Genomic DNA, 16,071 nt, shown 5'->3' with positions numbered 1-16,071 from the left:
CTTAGCGTTAGCGGTAATCATTGAACAGGTCCGGGCGCGGCCCGGTGGACTCACGCAAGACGATACGCGGGGCGACAATGCGCTGCTCCGCCGCGCCTTGCCGGGGCGTAGCGATACGCGTCAGCAGCAACGAGGCAGCGCTCTCGCCCAGTTCGCGGATCGACTGGCCCACGGTGGTCAGTGGTGGGTACACGTAGCGGCTCAGTTCGATGTCATCGAAGCCGATCACCGACAGCTCGCCGGGTACGCTGATATTGCGTTCGGCTGCAGCGCGCAGCACACCAAAGCCGATCATGTCGTTGCCGGCAAAAATCGCCGAGGGCCGCTTGCCTTCCAGCACCTGCGCCGCCGCTGCATGGCCACCCGGGCTGGTGAAGTCGCAGTGCAGTACACGGCTGCCCGGCACGGGCGCACCGGCTTCGGCCATGGCACGGCGGAAACCGCTCAGGCGCAGCTGGGTAACCCCGGTTTCGGCGGGGCCACCGATATAGGCGACGTCGCGATGGCCAAGCTCCAGCAGATGCCGGGTGGCCAGGTACGCCCCCTGCTCGTGGTCAATGCGCACCAGGTCGGCATCGACGCCTTCCAGCTCACGGTCGACGATGACCATTGGCGTGCGCACACTGGCCAGGCTTTGCAGCAAGTCGTCGTCCTGGCCCACCGAGGCCACTACCAGGCCGTCGATGCGCTTTTCCAGCAGCACGCGCAGGTAGCTGCGCTGCTTCTGCGGGTTGTCGTCGGAGTTGCACAGGATCACGCAATAGCCGTTGCGCTCGCAGGCGTCTTCGATACCCCGCGCCAGCTCGGCGAAGTACGGGTTGACGCTGTTGGGCACCAACAGGCCGATGGTGGCCGTGCTGCGCGCTTTCAGCGAGCGCGCCACCGCACTGGGCACGTAATCCAGTTCGATGATGGCGGCTTCCACTTTCAGCCGCACCTGCTCGCTGACCGGACGGGTCTTGTTGAGTACATGGGACACGGTGGTGTAGGAAATACCCGCCAGTGCCGCGACGTCTTTGATGGTTGCCATGTTGTCAGTTCCGCCGGCCTGCGCGCCGGCTACGGTAAGTGTCGAGCACCACGGCGATGACGATCACCGCCCCGGTGATGATGCGTTTGGTCGGCTCGCTGGCACCGATCTGCGCCAGCCCGGCGGCCAATACGGAAATGATCAGTACGCCAAAGAAGGTGCTGATGACCGAGCCACGCCCACCCATCAGGCTGGTGCCGCCGATCACGACGGCGGCAATGACCTGCAGCTCCAGGCCTGACCCGGCGTTGGGGTCGGCGGCTTCCAGCCGCGAGATCTGGAACAGTGCGGCCAGGCCGGCGAGCAGGCCCATCAGGGCGAACACCAGCACTTTGTAAGGGCGCGGATCGATACCGGCCAGGCGCACGGCCTCTTCGTTGGTGCCGATACCGATCAGGTAACGGCCGAACACCGTGCGCGTCAGTACCAACTGGGCGAGCACGATCACCAGCAAGGCGATGATGAACGCTGGCGAAACACCAAAGGCGACCGGGTTGGAGAACCAGGCATAGGCGTCGCCGATATAGGCGGTGCGCGAGTCGGTGAACTGATAGGCCAGGCCACGGGCCATCTCCAACACACCAAGCGAGACGATGAACGACGGGATGCGCCAGGCCACGGTGACGCCACCGGTAATGCTGCCGGCCAATGCGGCCACAGCCATGCCCAGCAGCGCCGAGGGCAGCACGCCCCAGCCCCAGCCGAGTATCGCCACGCTCACCGTCGAGGCGGCCAGCGCCAGCACCGAGCCCACCGACAGGTCGATGCCGCCGATGATCAGCACGAAGGTCATGCCCACCGCCAGCACCATCAGGTCCGGGATCTGGTTGGCCAGCGTGCTGAAGGTGCCATACGACCAGAAGTGGCTGCTGAGGAACGAGAACAGCACGATCATCGCCAGCAAGGCGCCAGCCAGGCCCAGGTAGGTGCCCAGGCCAAAGTACGTACCGCTGCGGCGCACGGGGGCGGCGTCCTGGTTGTTGAGCGGGGTGGTTTTCATGCATCCATCCTGGGGGCTGCATCATGCAGCAGCGCGTCACGTTTCTGATAACCGGCGAAGGCGGCGGCAAGCAACTGGTCCTGGCTCCAATGATCACGCGCGAAGGTGTCGATCAGGCGGCCAGCGGACAGCACGGCGATGCGGTCGCAAATCAGCATCAGTTCGCGCAGGTCACTGGACACCACCACCAAGGCCTTGCCTTGGCGCGCCAGCTCGGCCAGCAGGCCATAAATGTCGAACTTGGCGCCCACATCGATGCCACGCGTGGGTTCGTCGAACAGCAGCACCTGGCAATCGCGCTCCAGCCAGCGGCCGATCACCACCTTCTGCTGGTTACCGCCAGACAGCTCGCCCACCACTTGCTGCGCGCCAGCACTGCGAATGCGCATGGCCTGGATCTGGCGTTCGGCCAAGGCCTTTTCCGCTTCGCTATCGAGCACACCGGCGCGCGATACCGCGCCCAGGTTGCCCAACGCAATGTTGGCGCTGATCGACTGCGTCAACAGCAGGCCCTCGCCTTTTCGGTCTTCGGTTATCAGCGCGATACCGGCACGCACTGCAGCCTTGGGCGAGTCGATGCTGACCGCCTGTGGCGGCTGGCCGAGCGCGATACCGCCGCTGTCGGCGCGATCGGCACCGTAGATCAGGCGCAGCAGCTCGGTACGGCCGGCGCCGATCAGGCCGGAGATGCCAAAAATCTCCCCTGCCCTGACTTCGAACGACACCTCGCGCACCTTGTCGCCACGGCACAGTTTGTCGACCTTGAGCAGCGGTGCACCCAACTGCCGTCGACCCAGGTCGATATGCTCGCCCAGCTCGCGGCCGACCATCAGGTTGACCAGCTCGGCGCTGCTGTAACGCTGGATCGGCTCGTCGCACACCAGCTTGCCATCGCGCAGCACAACGATGCGTTGGGCCACACGCTGCAACTCTTCCAGGCGATGCGAGATATAGACGATGGCCACGCCGCGCGCGCGCAGGCGCTCGATCTGGATGAACAGCAACGCCACCTCGCGCGCAGTGAGCATGGCAGTGGGCTCGTCCAGGATCAGCACATGGCAGTCACCGATCAGGTTGCGGGCAATCTCGACCATTTGCTGATGGCCGATGCCCAGTTCGCCGACAGGGGTGTCCGGGTCAATGGCGTCGAGCCCGACCCGAGCCATGGCAGCCGTTGCCAGCTGGCGCAAACGCTTGTGGCTGATCCAGCCGAAGCGGCTGGGCAGGTTGTCGAGAAACAGGTTTTCCGCCACGGTCAGCGTCGGCAGCAGGTTCAGCTCCTGCATGACCATGCGCACCCCAAGGCGTTCGGCCTCGCCGCGGCTGCCGGGCGCGTAGGCCTGGCCGCGGTAGGTCATGTGACCGGTGGTGGGCACCTCCAGGCCGCTGATAAGCTTGGACAACGTACTCTTGCCTGCGCCGTTCTCGCCGGTCAGGGCCAGCACTTCGCCCGCGCGCAGGCTCAGGCTGACCTCGCCGAGTACGGGCTGGGCATAGGTCTTGCCCAGGCCGCTGGCGGCAAGCACCACTTCATTGGCCAATGCAGGCATGGCCGATTCTCCTGGCAGCATCAGGGCTTCTTGGTGATGAGTTCGACCGGGGTCTGGATGACGTTGTCGGCATCCACATCAGGCTTTTCGCCCTTGACCATTTTCAGCGCCGCCTGAATGCCATACACCGCCTGCTGGCTGGCCGCCTGGTCGAGGGTGGCAAGCACCCGACCGTCTTCAAGCATTGGCTTGATGGCATTGATGTTGTCATAGCCCACCACTTGCACCTGGCCGGTCTTGCCAGCGGCACGCACGGCGGACACAGCGCCCAGGGCCATGCTGTCGTTGCCGGCCAGCAAGGCCTTCAGGTCGGGGTATTCGTTGAGCATGGAGGCGGCGACGGCGTTGCCTTTGTCGATCTCCCAATTGCCGCTTTGTACCGAGACGACTTTCATCTGCGCGGCGTCCATGGCGTCCTTGAAGCCGGCGGTGCGCTGCTGGGCATTGGTGGTGGTCGACACGCCTTCGATAATGCCCACCTGGTCGCCGGCCTTGAGCTTCTGGCTGGCCAGGTAATCGCCAACCAGGCGCGCGCCCTTGCGGTTGTCGGGGCCGACGAAGGGAACGCTGATGCCTTTGCTCTTTAGCAGATCAGGGTCCAGACGGTTGTCGATGTTGATCACCACCACGCCCTGGTCCATGGCCTTCTTCACCGCCGACACAAGCGCCTTGGAATCAGCCGGGGCAATCACCAGCGCCTTGGCGCCGGCATTGACCATCTGCTCGACGATGCGGATCTGCTCGCCAGTGTCGGTCTCGTTCTTGATGCCGTTGGCGATGAGGTCGAACTCGTCGGCGTGGGCTTTCTGGTAGTCCTTGGCGCCGTCTTCCATGGTGCGGAAGAACTCGTTGGCCAGCGACTTCATGACAAGGGCGACCTTAGGCTTGTCTTCAGCGTGGGCGGCAGACAATGGCAAGGTGAGGCTAAGCGAGGAAATGACAGCGAGGGCCAGCACACGACCGGGGAACGGCAGCTTCATGAACGATGACTCCGAATCTTGTGTTTTTTGTCGGATCGCAAACGTTTGCGTTGACCAACTATGGTAACAGGACCGTTGTTTGTCAAATCCGCATGGCTGTCGGAGGCCAGCGTGCTGCTGGGGCCGATTATGCAGGCTTTTACGGAAAACCGAACCCTTTTCCTTTTTTTGTTCGGTATTACGAATGAAATGCCGCCTTTGGCAGGCGCGGTTCGGTGCAACACCACACATTGCCGGGGGCTGCTACGCCGCCCATTGCAACGCAAGGCCGCTCCAACCCAGGCAACGCGTGGTGCCTTGGTACGGAAAATGCCTGTAGCCCTGCGCGACTCAATAACTAACTCACTAGGAAGCGAGAACAATAACGATGAATGCCGCACTGAAAACCTTCGCCCCCAGCGCACTCGCCCTGCTGCTGATCCTGCCATCCAGCGCCTCGGCCAAAGAAGCCGAAACCCAACAGAAGCTGGCCAATGTGGTCATCCTCGCCACCGGCGGCACCATTGCCGGCGCCGGTGCCAGCGCTGCCAACAGCGCCACTTACCAGGCTGCCAAGCTGGGCGTCGACAAGCTCATCGCCGGCGTGCCGGAACTGGCCGACATCGCCAATGTCCGTGGCGAGCAAGTGATGCAGATCGCCTCCGAGAGCATCAGCAATGACGACCTGCTGAAGCTGGGCAAGCGCGTCGCCGAGCTGGCCGAAAGCAAGGACGTGGACGGCATCGTCATCACCCACGGCACCGACACCCTCGAAGAAACCGCCTACTTCCTCAACCTGGTAGAGAAGACCGACAAGCCAATCGTGGTGGTCGGCTCGATGCGTCCGGGTACCGCCATGTCCGCCGACGGCATGCTCAACCTGTACAACGCCGTGGCCGTAGCCAGCGACAAGCAGTCGCGTGGCAAGGGCGTGCTGGTGACCATGAACGACGAGATCCAGTCCGGCCGCGATGTGAGCAAGGCGGTCAACATCAAGACCGAAGCCTTCAAGAGCGCCTGGGGCCCGATGGGCATGGTGGTGGAAGGCAAATCGTACTGGTTCCGCCTGCCGGCCAAGCGCCATACGGTCAATTCCGAGTTCGATATCAAGCAGATCAGCAGCCTGCCGCAGGTAGACATTGCCTATGGCTATGGCAACGTCACCGACACCGCCTACAAGGCCCTGGCACAGAACGGCGCCAAGGCGCTGATCCATGCCGGTACCGGCAACGGTTCGGTATCGTCGCGGGTAGTCCCGGCGCTGCAAGAACTGCGCAAGAACGGCGTGCAGATCATCCGCTCGTCGCATGTCAACCAGGGTGGTTTCGTACTGCGTAACGCCGAACAGCCGGATGACAAGAACGACTGGGTCGTGGCTCACGACCTGAACCCGCAAAAAGCGCGGATCCTGGCGATGGTAGCGATGACCAAGACCCAGGACAGCAAAGAGCTGCAGCGGATCTTCTGGGAGTACTGAGTGCTTCCCCCTCAGGGCCGGTGCGCCGGCTCTGAGGGCCTCGTTGCCAATTCCTCAACCGCATAGACACAGAGGTTACAAACCGGCGACATCGTTTACCTTTCTGACCGGCCTCATGGTTTACAGGCCAACGCTGGATTTCTCCTGACAAGCTGTTGCGAATTTACCTACAGTGAAATACTGTATGTGCATACAGCAAAAACAAGGGAATTCCTGTGTCCAGCACCGCCTCCGCCACCCCGAGCAGCTATGAACAGCTGGGTGTACGCATCCAGAAGATCATCAACAGCCCCACCGCCCAGCGCAGCCGTGCGGCGCTGATCTTCCGCCTGGAACAGGAAAGCCCGGATGACTGGGAGACCCTGCTTCAGGAGATCGCAGAAAACGACAACGTCACCCTCGCGCATCGCGACGATGGCGGTGTGCAGATTTTCTGGACCGTACCGAAGGAAGATTGACTGCGCATGAGAGTTTCGCTTTTCGCAGCAGCTTGCCTGTTACTGACCACTCCGCTTGTTCAAGCCGACGCCCCGCGCACCTTCCAGGAGGCCAAGAAGGTCGCCTGGAAGCTCTATGCGCCGCAATCGACCGAGTTTTATTGCGGCTGTAAATACAAAGGCAACAAGGTCGACCTGGCATCTTGCGGCTATACCCCACGCAAGAACGCCCAGCGCGCGTCGCGCATCGAGTGGGAGCACATCGTACCCGCCTGGCAGATCGGCCATCAGCGCCAGTGTTGGCAGAGCGGCGGGCGCAAGCAGTGCTCGCAGCATGACGAAGTGTACCAACGCGCCGAAGCCGACCTGCACAACCTGGTGCCAAGCATCGGCGAGGTCAACGGCGACCGCAGCAACTTCAGCTTCGGCTGGCTACCAGAACAACGCGGCCAGTATGGCCGCTGCCTGACCCAAGTCGACTTCAAGGCCAAGAAGGTGATGCCGCGCCCGTCGATCCGCGGCATGATCGCCCGCACCTACTTCTACATGAGCAAGCAGTACAACCTGCGCCTGTCCAAACAGGACCGCCAGCTGTTCGAAGCCTGGAACAAGACCTACCCGCCGCAAGCCTGGGAGCAGCAACGCAACCAACAGGTCGCCTGCGTGATGGGGCGAGGAAACGCGTTCGTGGGGCCGGTCAACCTCAAGGCGTGCGGTTGATCCTCAGGCCAGTGCCTGTAAATAGGCACTGGCTTGGCGATAACGGGCCAGCCGCGCCAGGTCGGCGGGGCCCGGGCAAGGGATGCGCGAGAGGTCGCTGTTGTCGGCCAGATCAGCCAGCTTGACGGTGCGCGCCAACGGGTCTTCGCCCAGGCGCACCACGAAATCCTGGTAAGGCTCGCCTTCGCGGCGGCTAAGCGCCAGCAACGCAGCCAGGATTTTCAGCGCGAAGCCCTCACGCGCCAGGTCGGACAGGGTCAGCGGGGTGTCCTCGATCACATCGTGAAGCACCGCCACAATCCGCTGTTCAGGTGTGGAAACCCGCATCATCACGCGCAAAGGGTGGAGGATATAAGCCGCCCCACCCTTATCGTATTGCCCTTCATGCGCCCTGGCGGCCACGGCAATGGCCCGCTCCAGTGTAGACATGAGGCCCTCCCCGTTTGGCAGCTACCACCCCAAGCATAGCCAAACTTGTGTGAACGGCGCCTGACACAAGCCTTGGCTGCGGCGCCACTTTTACTGGTTTAGCGTGCTGCGCCGTGCTGGATGACCACCGAATCGGTACCCAGCTTGGCCATCACTTCGTCCCTGCGCGCCTGCGCTTCTTCACGGGTGGGGAACGGCCCCAGCAGCACCACCGGCTTGCCGTCACGGTACTCCACCGAAGAGGGGATGCCCTTTTCGATCAGGCGCGCCGTCATATCGCTGAGTGCGCCCATGTTGGCGCCCTGTACCACTTCCACATCCCACCCCTGTGGCGCCGGCTGGTCTGCCAGCGCCTCGGCACGGCGCTGCAGGTCGGCTCCACCGCAGAGCTCACGGATACGCAGGTTGTTGCCGGTATCGTCGACGATGATGTCGTATTGGCCATCGCGCTTGATCGCCACGTAGCTGCGGTAGGCTTCGTACTGCCCGGCATCGTCCTTGCCGCGGACCTGACCGCAGATGGTGCCCTGGGTGTCGATCCGCACGTTGCCGAACTTGGCGGTCTTGGGGTTATGCAGGTGTTCGGCCACCTGCTTGTGCACGCCTTCGACCTCGTTCTCACAGCCCGCCAGGGCGAGCACTGCCATTACCACAGCCAGTTTGCGCACGCGTGTACCTCCAGATTCGAAGGGGCGGATTCTAGCACGTCGGGTATGCCCCGAACCGCGACCAAACGTTACACGCTGCTTCGGGCGCAAATGCAAAAAGGGCGATCATTTCTGATCGCCCTTTTTCGATTTGGTAGGCACAATTGGACTCGAACCAACGACCCCCACCATGTCAAGGTGGTGCTCTAACCAACTGAGCTATGTGCCTGTCGTGTGGTGCGCATATTAGTGGCCCGATGCGTACCTGTAAAGCTTTTTTTTGAGAAAAATCAAAAACTTTCGAATGAAAGCGCTTTGCGTCCATGCCGCGGTATTCCCGCTCGCGCGGCAATGGACAATGAAAAAAGGGGTGACCCTTTCGGATCACCCCTTTTTCGATTTGGTAGGCACAATTGGACTCGAACCAACGACCCCCACCATGTCAAGGTGGTGCTCTAACCAACTGAGCTATGTGCCTGTCGTGTGGTGCGCATTCTACGCATTACAAAAACCCTGTCAACACTTTTTTTCGCGCTAACCTACTGAATCTTAAACTCTTTATAGAGAGGCTGACTGAGGGGGGCCCCGTAAAGGATTTTCACCAGACGACTAGCGGGTGTTTATTATTATTGATAGCATCGGTACATTCGTTAAAAATATAAAACACGAGGTTCCTGCAGCATGGCTAACACCCCCTACCCCCAGTCCTACTACGCCGCCTCGGCCAACCCGGTGCCGCCACGTCCGGCGCTGCAGGGTGAGGTGGAAACCGATGTGTGCATCATCGGTGCCGGCTACACCGGCCTGTCCAGCGCCCTGTTCCTTCTGGAGAACGGCTTCAAGGTGAGCATCGTCGAAGCGGCCAAGGTCGGCTTCGGCGCATCGGGCCGCAACGGCGGCCAGATCGTCAACAGCTACAGCCGCGACATTGATGTCATCGAACGCACCGTCGGCCCCAAGCAGGCGCAACTGCTGGGTCACATGGCCTTCGAGGGCGGGCGCATCATTCGTGAACGCGTGGCCAAGTACAACATTCAGTGCGACCTGAAAGATGGTGGCGTATTCGCTGCCCTTACCAGCAAGCAGATGGGTCACCTGGAATCGCAAAAGCGCCTGTGGGAACGCTTTGGCCATAATCAGCTGGAGCTGATGGACCAGAAGCGCATCCGCGAAGTGGTTGCCTGCGACAGCTACATCGGCGGCATGCTCGACATGAGCGGCGGCCACATCCACCCGCTGAACCTGGCCCTGGGTGAAGCTGCCGCGGTCGAGTCGCTGGGTGGCATCATCTATGAGCAAACCCCGGCCGTGCGCATCGAACGCGGTGCCAACCCGGTCGTGCATACCCCGCAGGGCAAGGTCCGCGCCAAGTTCATCATCGTTGCCGGCAACGCCTACCTGGGCAACCTGGTACCCGAGCTGGCCGCCAAGTCCATGCCATGCGGCACGCAGGTGATCACCACCGAGCCACTGGGCGAAGAACTGGCACGCACCCTGCTGCCGCAGGACTACTGCGTCGAGGACTGCAACTACCTGCTCGACTACTACCGCCTGACCAGCGACAAGCGCCTGATTTTCGGTGGCGGCGTGGTGTACGGCGCGCGTGACCCGGCCAACATCGAGGCGATCATCCGCCCGAAAATGCTCAAGGCCTTCCCGCAGCTGAAGAACGTGAAGATCGACTACGCCTGGACCGGTAACTTCCTGCTGACCTTGTCGCGCCTGCCACAGGTTGGCCGGATTGGCGACAACATCTACTACTCGCAGGGTTGCTCGGGCCACGGCGTGACCTATACCCACCTGGCGGGCAAGGTGCTGGCCGAGGCCCTGCGCGGCCAGGCAGAGCGTTTCGACGCCTTTGCCGGCCTGCCGCACTACCCGTTCCCGGGTGGCCAGATGCTGCGCGTACCCTTCAGCGCCATCGGTGCCTGGTACTACAGCCTGCGCGATCGCCTGGGCTTCTGATTCAGGCAGGCCTGGCCTCTTCGCCGGCAAACCTGCGCCCACACGGACTGTGCAATAAGCACAAATCCTGTGGGCGCGGGCTTGCCGGCGAAGAAGCCGGCACAGGCAACGCTATTCGTTCAGGCTATTGACCGCCTGCTTCGCCGCAATCTCTTGCCCGGCCTTGGCCAATTCATCCGCAGCATGCAACCACCGCTGGCGATCAACCTGGGCCGGCAGTTGCCGAGGTGGCTGCACCAGCACCGCCCAACTCCCCTGCTTCTCCCATGCCGATGCAAATTCATCGAATGCCATCACCTGCCGCCGGTGCATGCCCGAGCGCAGCAGCACCCGCTGCTTGTAACGGTCATAGCCCATCAACACCGCATAGCGCGGCTCGCTCCACCAGGCCGAACCGTCCTCGTAACGCAGCAGCACCGGGTTGCCCGCTGCCACCTGGGTCAGCAGCGCGTCCAGTTGCTTGTCCAGCGGGTACACCACCCTACCGTAGTCCCGCGCCACACGGGGAATAGCGGTATCCAGCGTTTCAGCGCCCTGAGGCAGGTTGAGCGGCTTATCCAGCAAGCCCGGCGTAATAGGCGCCCCCTGCTGCGACAGCACTGCCGCCAGCGCCATGGCCCCGCTGTGGTTGGCGTTGCCACGGTAGAACGGCACGCTGCTGATCTCGACTCGCTGCGGCAGGCCCTTGAGGTTGCCGGGCGGTGCGCCGGCGCAGCCGGCCAGGGTGGCAGCCAGCAGGCAGGCAGCCAGTAGCCGCCGGGGGGCAGCCTTGAAGGAATGTTGCTCCATGGACACTCGCTTGTTCCAACGCCAGGCAGGCAGCGCCCGGCTCTGGCCACCGATCATAGGTCCGACAGCGGCGCGGGTATAGTCCGACAGCGCCTTGGAGCGAATCGGCCCTAGAGATAGACCATTGTTCGATGGAACGTCACAGACGAAGGGCTAGACTAAAGCAGTGTCTGGAAGGTAAACGCGGCCCAATCAAGCGCTTGCCGCAAAGATGGAGGCACAGATGAGCCTGACCATGGCAATTCTCATGCTGGTAGGCATGTGGCTGAGCGTCGCAGCCGCCATGCTGTGGGGTGTACTGCGTATCGTGCGGCGTCATGCACACCACCTGCCACCGCAGGCACCCGCCAAGCCACAGCCAGTAAGACGGCCCCGGCGGCATGCCGGGGTGAGCTAACCTCAGGATTTCCCGAAGCCCACTGACTGACAAGCCCGCTGCACAGGTATTCGCGTTGCCAGTGCCACGCGAATACCTGTGCAGCGGGCTTGTCCGCAAGAGGGGCGCGAGGCGCCCCTTTTTACATCAACCTTCAGCCGCCTCACGCTTCAAACGCGCTCGACGGGCCAGGATGTTGAGGACCTCGATAGCCGTCGAGAACGCCATGGCCGCATACACATAGCCCTTGGGTACATGGGCGCCAAAGCCTTCGGCGATCAGCGTCATGCCGATCATGATGAGGAAGCCCAGCGCCAGCATGACCACGGTCGGGTTGTCGTTGATGAAGTTGGCCAGCGGGTCGGCAGCCACCATCATCACGATCACAGCCGTGATAACAGCGATAATCATGATCGGCAGGTGCTCGGTCATGCCCACGGCGGTAATGATGCTGTCGACCGAGAAGACGATGTCCAGCAGCAGGATCTGGAAAATCGCCGCAGCAAAGCCCAGGGTAACCGTGGAGGAGACCTTGGCTTCCTCCTTGGCGCCATGCGGGTCGACGTTTTCGTGAATTTCCTTGGTCGCCTTCCACAGCAGGAACAGACCACCGGCAATCAGGATCACATCCTTCCACGAGAAGGCGTTGCCGAACACTTCGAACACCGGGTCGGTCAACTGGACGATCCAGGCCACGGTGCTGAGCAAGGCCAGTCGCATGACCAAGGCCATGCTGATACCGATACGCCGCGCCTTGGAGCGGTACTCCACCGGCAATTTGTTGGTCAGGATCGAGATGAAGATCAGGTTGTCGATGCCCAGAACAACTTCCATGGCCACCAGCGTAGCCAGGGCAACCCAGGCGGTAGGGCTAGCGGCGAGTTCCAGCAAATATTCCATTGTTCAAATCCTGCAGCAGCGGTTGGGGTCAGATTTCCTGGGTTTCTTCTTTCTTCTCGGCATCCTTGGGCTTCTGCCCTTCGCTGCCGATGGCTTCGCTCAGCGCCTGCTGGGCAGCCTTGTTGGTGTCGTCGATGGCTTGCTTGGCCGACTGCGCGGCCTGATCGAGCATCTGCTGCGCGGATTTCTCGGCCTGGTCGCAGCCTGCCAGGGTGAACAGGGCCAAAGCCAGCACCAACGGGGTGCCTATGGATTTGAGTTGCAGCATGGTGTCCTCGCTTGAAATAACCCGGCGGCGCATGGCGCCTGATAGCCGTGCATTCTAAAGACGGCAATAGTTCAGGAAAATTCGTATTTTCATGGCATATACTTCGGTTTTTACGAATCGGAACGACCGACGGTGCTTAACTATCGCCAGTTGCATTACTTCTGGGCCGTGGCCAAGACGGGCAGCATCACCCGCGCCAGCCAACAGCTGAACCTCACACCGCAAACCATCAGCGGGCAGATCACCCTGTTCGAGCAAACCTACGGCCTGGAACTGTTCCAGCGCGCTGGCCGGCAGCTGGAACTGACAGAAACCGGCCGTCAGGCCCTGGTGTATGCAGAGCAGATGTTTCAGATCGGCAGCGAGCTTGAAGCCATGCTGCGTGCCGGCCCTCAAGAGCAGATCCTGTTCCGTGTGGGGGTGGCTGACGTGGTGCCCAAATCCATTGTCTACCGCCTGCTGGCACCGACCATGGACCTGGAGGAGGTGCTGCGCATCAACTGCCGCGAGGACAAACTTGAGCGGTTACTGGCAGACCTGGCTATCCAGCGCCTGGACCTGGTGATATCCGACAGCCCCATGCCTAACCACCTGGACATCAAGTGCTACAGCCAAAAGCTGGGCGAGTGCGGGCTGAGCTTCTTCGCCACCCCGGCGCTGGCACAACGGCTTGAAGGTCCTTTTCCAGCTTGCCTGCAGGATGCTCCGCTGCTGGTTCCCGGCCAGGAGACCGTGGTACGCAGCCGCCTGCTGCGGTGGCTGGGCGAGCAGCAGGTGCAGCCACGGATCGTGGGGGAGTTCGATGACAGTGCCTTGATGCAAGCGTTCGGACAGTCGGGCAGCGGCATTTTCGTAGCGCCCAGCGTAATCGCCGAGGAGGTGTGCCGTCAGTATGGCGTGCAACTGATCGGGCAGACCGAGGCCGTGCACGAATCGTTCTATGCCATTTCGGTGGAGCGCAAGGTCAAGCACCCAGGGATCGTGGCGATTACCGAGGGGGCGCGGCGGGAGTTGTTTCACTGGTAGCCGTAAAAGCCTGATTGACAAAGAACACGGCCCGACATGCGCTATAGGTGCTCTATGGTAAAGTCCGCCCTTTCCAGATTCCGAGATACCGCTGCACATGACCCCTTTCCTCCGCATCCTCAACCGCACCAGCCTGGTGACCCAGATCGTCATCGGCCTGCTCGCCGGCATCGCCCTCGCCCTGCTTGCACCTGCCATCGCCCGCGACCTGGCCTTTCTTGGCAAGGTATTTGTCAGTGCCCTGAAGGCGGTTGCGCCCGTGCTGGTGTTCATCCTGGTCATGGCTTCGGTCGCCAACCATCGTCACGGCCAGGAAACCCACATTCGCCCGATCCTCTGGCTGTACCTGCTGGGCACCTTTGCCGCAGCAGTGGTGGCCGTGTTTGCCAGCATGCTGTTTCCGTCGCACCTGGCGCTAAGCACCAGCGAGGCCACGCTGAGCGCGCCAGGCGGCATCGCCGAAGTGCTGCAGAACCTGTTGCTGAACGCGGTAGACAACCCGGTCAATGCCCTGCTCAACGCCAACTTCATCGGCGTGCTGACATGGGCCATCGGCTTGGGCGTGGCCCTGCGCCACGCCGGCGAAACGACCCGTACCGTGGTCGAAGACCTGTCCAATGGTGTAACCCTGATCGTGCGCGTGGTCATCCGCTTCGCCCCGCTGGGCATCTTTGGCCTGGTCAGTTCCACCCTGGCCCAGTCGGGCCTGGACGCGCTGCTCGGCTACCTGCACCTGCTGGCGGTACTGATCGGCTGCATGCTGTTCGTGGCGCTGGTGATGAACCCGCTGATCGTGTTCTGGAAGATCCGCCGCAACCCCTACCCGCTGACGCTGCTGTGCCTGCGTGAAAGCGGCATTACCGCATTCTTCACCCGCAGCTCGGCCGCCAACATCCCGGTGAACCTGGCGTTGTCGGAACGCCTTGGCCTGCATGAAGACACCTACTCGGTGTCGATCCCGCTGGGCGCGACCATCAACATGGCCGGTGCGGCGATCACCATTACCGTGCTGACCCTGGCCGCAGTGCATACCCTGGGTATCCAGGTGGACCTGCCGACTGCCGTGCTGCTCAGCGTGGTAGCGGCAGTGTGCGCCTGCGGCGCCTCGGGCGTGGCCGGGGGTTCGCTGCTGCTGATTCCGCTGGCGTGCAGCCTGTTTGGCATCCCAAGCGAAATTGCCATGCAGGTGGTTGCGGTGGGCTTCATCATCGGCGTGTTGCAGGACTCGGCCGAAACGGCGCTGAATTCTTCGACCGATGTGCTGTTCACTGCCGCGGCATGTCAGGCTCAAGAGCAGCGCCACGGCTAAGAGGGCCGGGGCCGCTTTGCGGCCCCAATTGCCTTACGCGATGGCATTACCTACCCTAGTGGCCTTTCCCCAGCCACGAGACAGGGCCATGTCAGAACACGAAACCGCGGGTGAAGGCCGCTTCAACAGCATCGAGATCCGCGTTCTCGGCTCGCTGATCGAAAAGCAGGCCACCAGCCCGGAAAGCTACCCGCTGACCCTCAATGCCCTGGTCCTGGCCTGCAACCAGAAGACCAGCCGCGAGCCGGTGATGAACCTCACCCAAGGCCAGGTCGGCCAGGCCTTGCGCGCCCTCGAAGGTCAGGGCATGACCCGCCTGCAGATGGGCAGCCGTGCCGACCGCTGGGAACATCGGGTAGACAAGGCACTGGAGCTGGTGCCAGCGCAGTTGGTGCTGATGGGCCTGATGTTCCTGCGGGGCCCGCAAACCCTCAACGAACTGCTGACTCGTAGCAACCGCCTGCACGACTTTGACGACGCCGAGCAGATCCAGCATCAGCTGGAGCGCCTGATCTCGCGGGACCTGGCCTTGCACCTGCCACGCCAGGCCGGCCAGCGTGAAGACCGCTACACCCATGCCTTGGGCGACCCGGCGGAAATCGAGGCGATTCTCGCTGCACGGCAGCAGGAAGGCGGCGCGCGCACCAGTGGCGGCAGTGTGTCAGAAGACCGCATCGAAGCCCTCGAAGCCCGCATTGCGGCGCTGGAAGCGCGCCTGGCTGAGCTGGAAGGCTGAGCCGTCACGGCTCGGGGTCGGGGAAATTGCGGCAGCTCTTGCGCTCGGCCAGCTCCCGGTCAGTGGGGCGCTGGTCGACGAACACAGCGCGACCGTCGGCGTAGATTTCCAGGTAGCCCCAGTGCAGGTCCTGCTCTTGCTGCCCGGGCTTTGGGGGGACTAGCCACCAGGGTTCGCGGCTGATCAGGGTCATGGGTGTGATTCCTGAGGGGTCTGCAGTAAGCATAGACACCTTCAGGTGCTGCTTTGCTTGCACCGGCCTCTTCGCGGGTGAACCCGCTTCTATCAAACAAAAGATAACCCACTGTTCTTTCTAGCGAAAAAAACAGGCGCGCGGGGTCAATGGCGGCGAAGTGTTCACTCTTCTATACGTGGTCACAGCAAGCTGTGCCGACAGGGATTAACGCCGATGCCATTTGGGCCACTCTCTCATTCGGGAGCAAAGCAGCACAC

At 62.2% G+C, this 16,071-nt stretch carries 18 protein-coding genes and 2 tRNA genes; 8 read left to right on the top strand and 12 right to left on the bottom strand.

Going from position 1 to position 16,071, the window contains the following annotated elements; genetic code table 11:
• Positions 1-7: 7 nt before the first annotated feature.
• Genes ACF8FB_RS21210 through ACF8FB_RS21195 form a run of 4 tightly spaced genes read right to left on the bottom strand, consistent with a single transcriptional unit; the run spans position 8 to position 4,560 of the window.
• Positions 8-1,030, bottom strand: a complete 1,023-nt coding sequence (locus tag ACF8FB_RS21210) for a LacI family DNA-binding transcriptional regulator (protein ID WP_104962064.1) — start codon at positions 1,028-1,030, stop codon at positions 8-10.
• Positions 1,031-1,034: 4 nt separating this feature from the next.
• Complete coding sequence (locus tag ACF8FB_RS21205) at positions 1,035-2,030, bottom strand: ABC transporter permease (RefSeq protein ID WP_010953403.1); 996 nt, start codon at positions 2,028-2,030, stop codon at positions 1,035-1,037.
• Positions 2,027-3,580, bottom strand: a complete 1,554-nt coding sequence (locus ACF8FB_RS21200) for a sugar ABC transporter ATP-binding protein (protein ID WP_392510445.1) — start codon at positions 3,578-3,580, stop codon at positions 2,027-2,029. Before ACF8FB_RS21200 ends, ACF8FB_RS21205 begins: the two co-directional genes overlap by 4 nt.
• A gap of 20 nt (positions 3,581-3,600) precedes the next feature.
• Positions 3,601-4,560 (bottom strand): sugar ABC transporter substrate-binding protein, encoded by a 960-nt coding sequence (locus ACF8FB_RS21195; protein WP_392511888.1) that lies wholly within the window; start codon positions 4,558-4,560, stop codon positions 3,601-3,603.
• A gap of 367 nt (positions 4,561-4,927) precedes the next feature.
• Here ACF8FB_RS21195 and ACF8FB_RS21190 point away from each other — a divergent pair, with 367 nt between their 5' ends.
• From ACF8FB_RS21190 to ACF8FB_RS21180, 3 genes are all read left to right on the top strand, one after another.
• Positions 4,928-6,016: an asparaginase gene (locus tag ACF8FB_RS21190; RefSeq protein WP_003250634.1), complete on the top strand. Its 1,089-nt coding sequence runs from the start codon at positions 4,928-4,930 to the stop codon at positions 6,014-6,016.
• A gap of 215 nt (positions 6,017-6,231) precedes the next feature.
• Positions 6,232-6,474: a DUF1654 domain-containing protein gene (locus ACF8FB_RS21185; protein WP_004574330.1), complete on the top strand. Its 243-nt coding sequence runs from the start codon at positions 6,232-6,234 to the stop codon at positions 6,472-6,474.
• A 6-nt stretch (positions 6,475-6,480) separates the two neighbouring features.
• Positions 6,481-7,173 carry an endonuclease gene (locus tag ACF8FB_RS21180; RefSeq protein WP_014591566.1) on the top strand — a complete coding sequence of 231 codons (693 nt, stop codon included), beginning with the start codon at positions 6,481-6,483 and terminating at the stop codon, positions 7,171-7,173.
• 3 nt (positions 7,174-7,176) lie between these two features.
• Here ACF8FB_RS21180 and ACF8FB_RS21175 read toward each other — a convergent pair whose 3' ends face one another.
• The 4 genes from ACF8FB_RS21175 to ACF8FB_RS21160 all read right to left on the bottom strand — a co-directional run bounded on the left by ACF8FB_RS21175 (position 7,177) and on the right by ACF8FB_RS21160 (position 8,727).
• Positions 7,177-7,602, bottom strand: a complete 426-nt coding sequence (locus ACF8FB_RS21175; RefSeq protein ID WP_003250560.1) for a hypothetical protein — start codon at positions 7,600-7,602, stop codon at positions 7,177-7,179.
• 98 nt (positions 7,603-7,700) lie between these two features.
• Positions 7,701-8,270 (bottom strand): SPOR domain-containing protein, encoded by a 570-nt coding sequence (locus tag ACF8FB_RS21170; RefSeq protein WP_014591568.1) that lies wholly within the window; start codon positions 8,268-8,270, stop codon positions 7,701-7,703.
• Between the two features lie 131 nt (positions 8,271-8,401).
• A tRNA-Val gene (locus ACF8FB_RS21165) sits at positions 8,402-8,478 on the bottom strand.
• 172 nt (positions 8,479-8,650) lie between these two features.
• A tRNA-Val gene (locus tag ACF8FB_RS21160) sits at positions 8,651-8,727 on the bottom strand.
• A 203-nt stretch (positions 8,728-8,930) separates the two neighbouring features.
• On the opposite strand from ACF8FB_RS21160, the gene ACF8FB_RS21155 reads away from it, so the two are divergent.
• On the top strand, positions 8,931-10,214 hold the full coding sequence (locus ACF8FB_RS21155; RefSeq protein ID WP_003250557.1) for an FAD-binding oxidoreductase: 1,284 nt from the start codon (positions 8,931-8,933) through the stop codon (positions 10,212-10,214).
• Between the two features lie 111 nt (positions 10,215-10,325).
• On the opposite strand, the gene ACF8FB_RS21150 is transcribed toward ACF8FB_RS21155, so the two are convergent.
• Positions 10,326-11,060 carry a peptidase C39 family protein gene (locus tag ACF8FB_RS21150; RefSeq protein ID WP_010953395.1) on the bottom strand — a complete coding sequence of 245 codons (735 nt, stop codon included), beginning with the start codon at positions 11,058-11,060 and terminating at the stop codon, positions 10,326-10,328.
• Positions 11,061-11,226: 166 nt separating this feature from the next.
• Here ACF8FB_RS21150 and ACF8FB_RS21145 point away from each other — a divergent pair, with 166 nt between their 5' ends.
• On the top strand, positions 11,227-11,400 hold the full coding sequence (locus ACF8FB_RS21145; RefSeq protein WP_003250553.1) for a hypothetical protein: 174 nt from the start codon (positions 11,227-11,229) through the stop codon (positions 11,398-11,400).
• A 126-nt stretch (positions 11,401-11,526) separates the two neighbouring features.
• On the opposite strand, the gene ACF8FB_RS21140 is transcribed toward ACF8FB_RS21145, so the two are convergent.
• Positions 11,527-12,279, bottom strand: coding sequence for a TerC family protein (locus ACF8FB_RS21140; RefSeq protein ID WP_003250551.1), 753 nt, complete (start codon positions 12,277-12,279; stop codon positions 11,527-11,529).
• A 28-nt stretch (positions 12,280-12,307) separates the two neighbouring features.
• Positions 12,308-12,547, bottom strand: coding sequence for a hypothetical protein (locus tag ACF8FB_RS21135; protein ID WP_020191237.1), 240 nt, complete (start codon positions 12,545-12,547; stop codon positions 12,308-12,310).
• A 132-nt stretch (positions 12,548-12,679) separates the two neighbouring features.
• On the opposite strand from ACF8FB_RS21135, the gene nhaR reads away from it, so the two are divergent.
• From nhaR to ACF8FB_RS21120, 3 genes are all read left to right on the top strand, one after another.
• Entirely contained in the window at positions 12,680-13,573 is an 894-nt protein-coding gene (nhaR, locus tag ACF8FB_RS21130) for a transcriptional activator NhaR (protein ID WP_003250547.1), read from the top strand.
• Positions 13,574-13,670: 97 nt separating this feature from the next.
• Entirely contained in the window at positions 13,671-14,882 is a 1,212-nt protein-coding gene (gene sstT / locus ACF8FB_RS21125; RefSeq protein ID WP_010953393.1) for a serine/threonine transporter SstT, read from the top strand.
• Positions 14,883-14,970: 88 nt separating this feature from the next.
• The gene (locus tag ACF8FB_RS21120) at positions 14,971-15,618 is read left to right on the top strand and encodes a YceH family protein (protein ID WP_392510393.1); all 648 of its coding nucleotides are present in this window, start codon (positions 14,971-14,973) and stop codon (positions 15,616-15,618) included.
• A 4-nt stretch (positions 15,619-15,622) separates the two neighbouring features.
• Here the strand turns inward: ACF8FB_RS21120 and ACF8FB_RS21115 are convergent, their stop codons facing one another.
• Positions 15,623-15,811 carry a hypothetical protein gene (locus ACF8FB_RS21115; protein WP_003250541.1) on the bottom strand — a complete coding sequence of 63 codons (189 nt, stop codon included), beginning with the start codon at positions 15,809-15,811 and terminating at the stop codon, positions 15,623-15,625.
• Positions 15,812-16,071: the final 260 nt, after the last annotated feature.

The organism is Pseudomonas sp. yb_2 (assembly GCF_043103905.1).
Taxonomy (GTDB): domain Bacteria; phylum Pseudomonadota; class Gammaproteobacteria; order Pseudomonadales; family Pseudomonadaceae; genus Aquipseudomonas; species Aquipseudomonas alloputida.
This window is presented reverse-complemented; position numbering and strand designations above follow the sequence as displayed.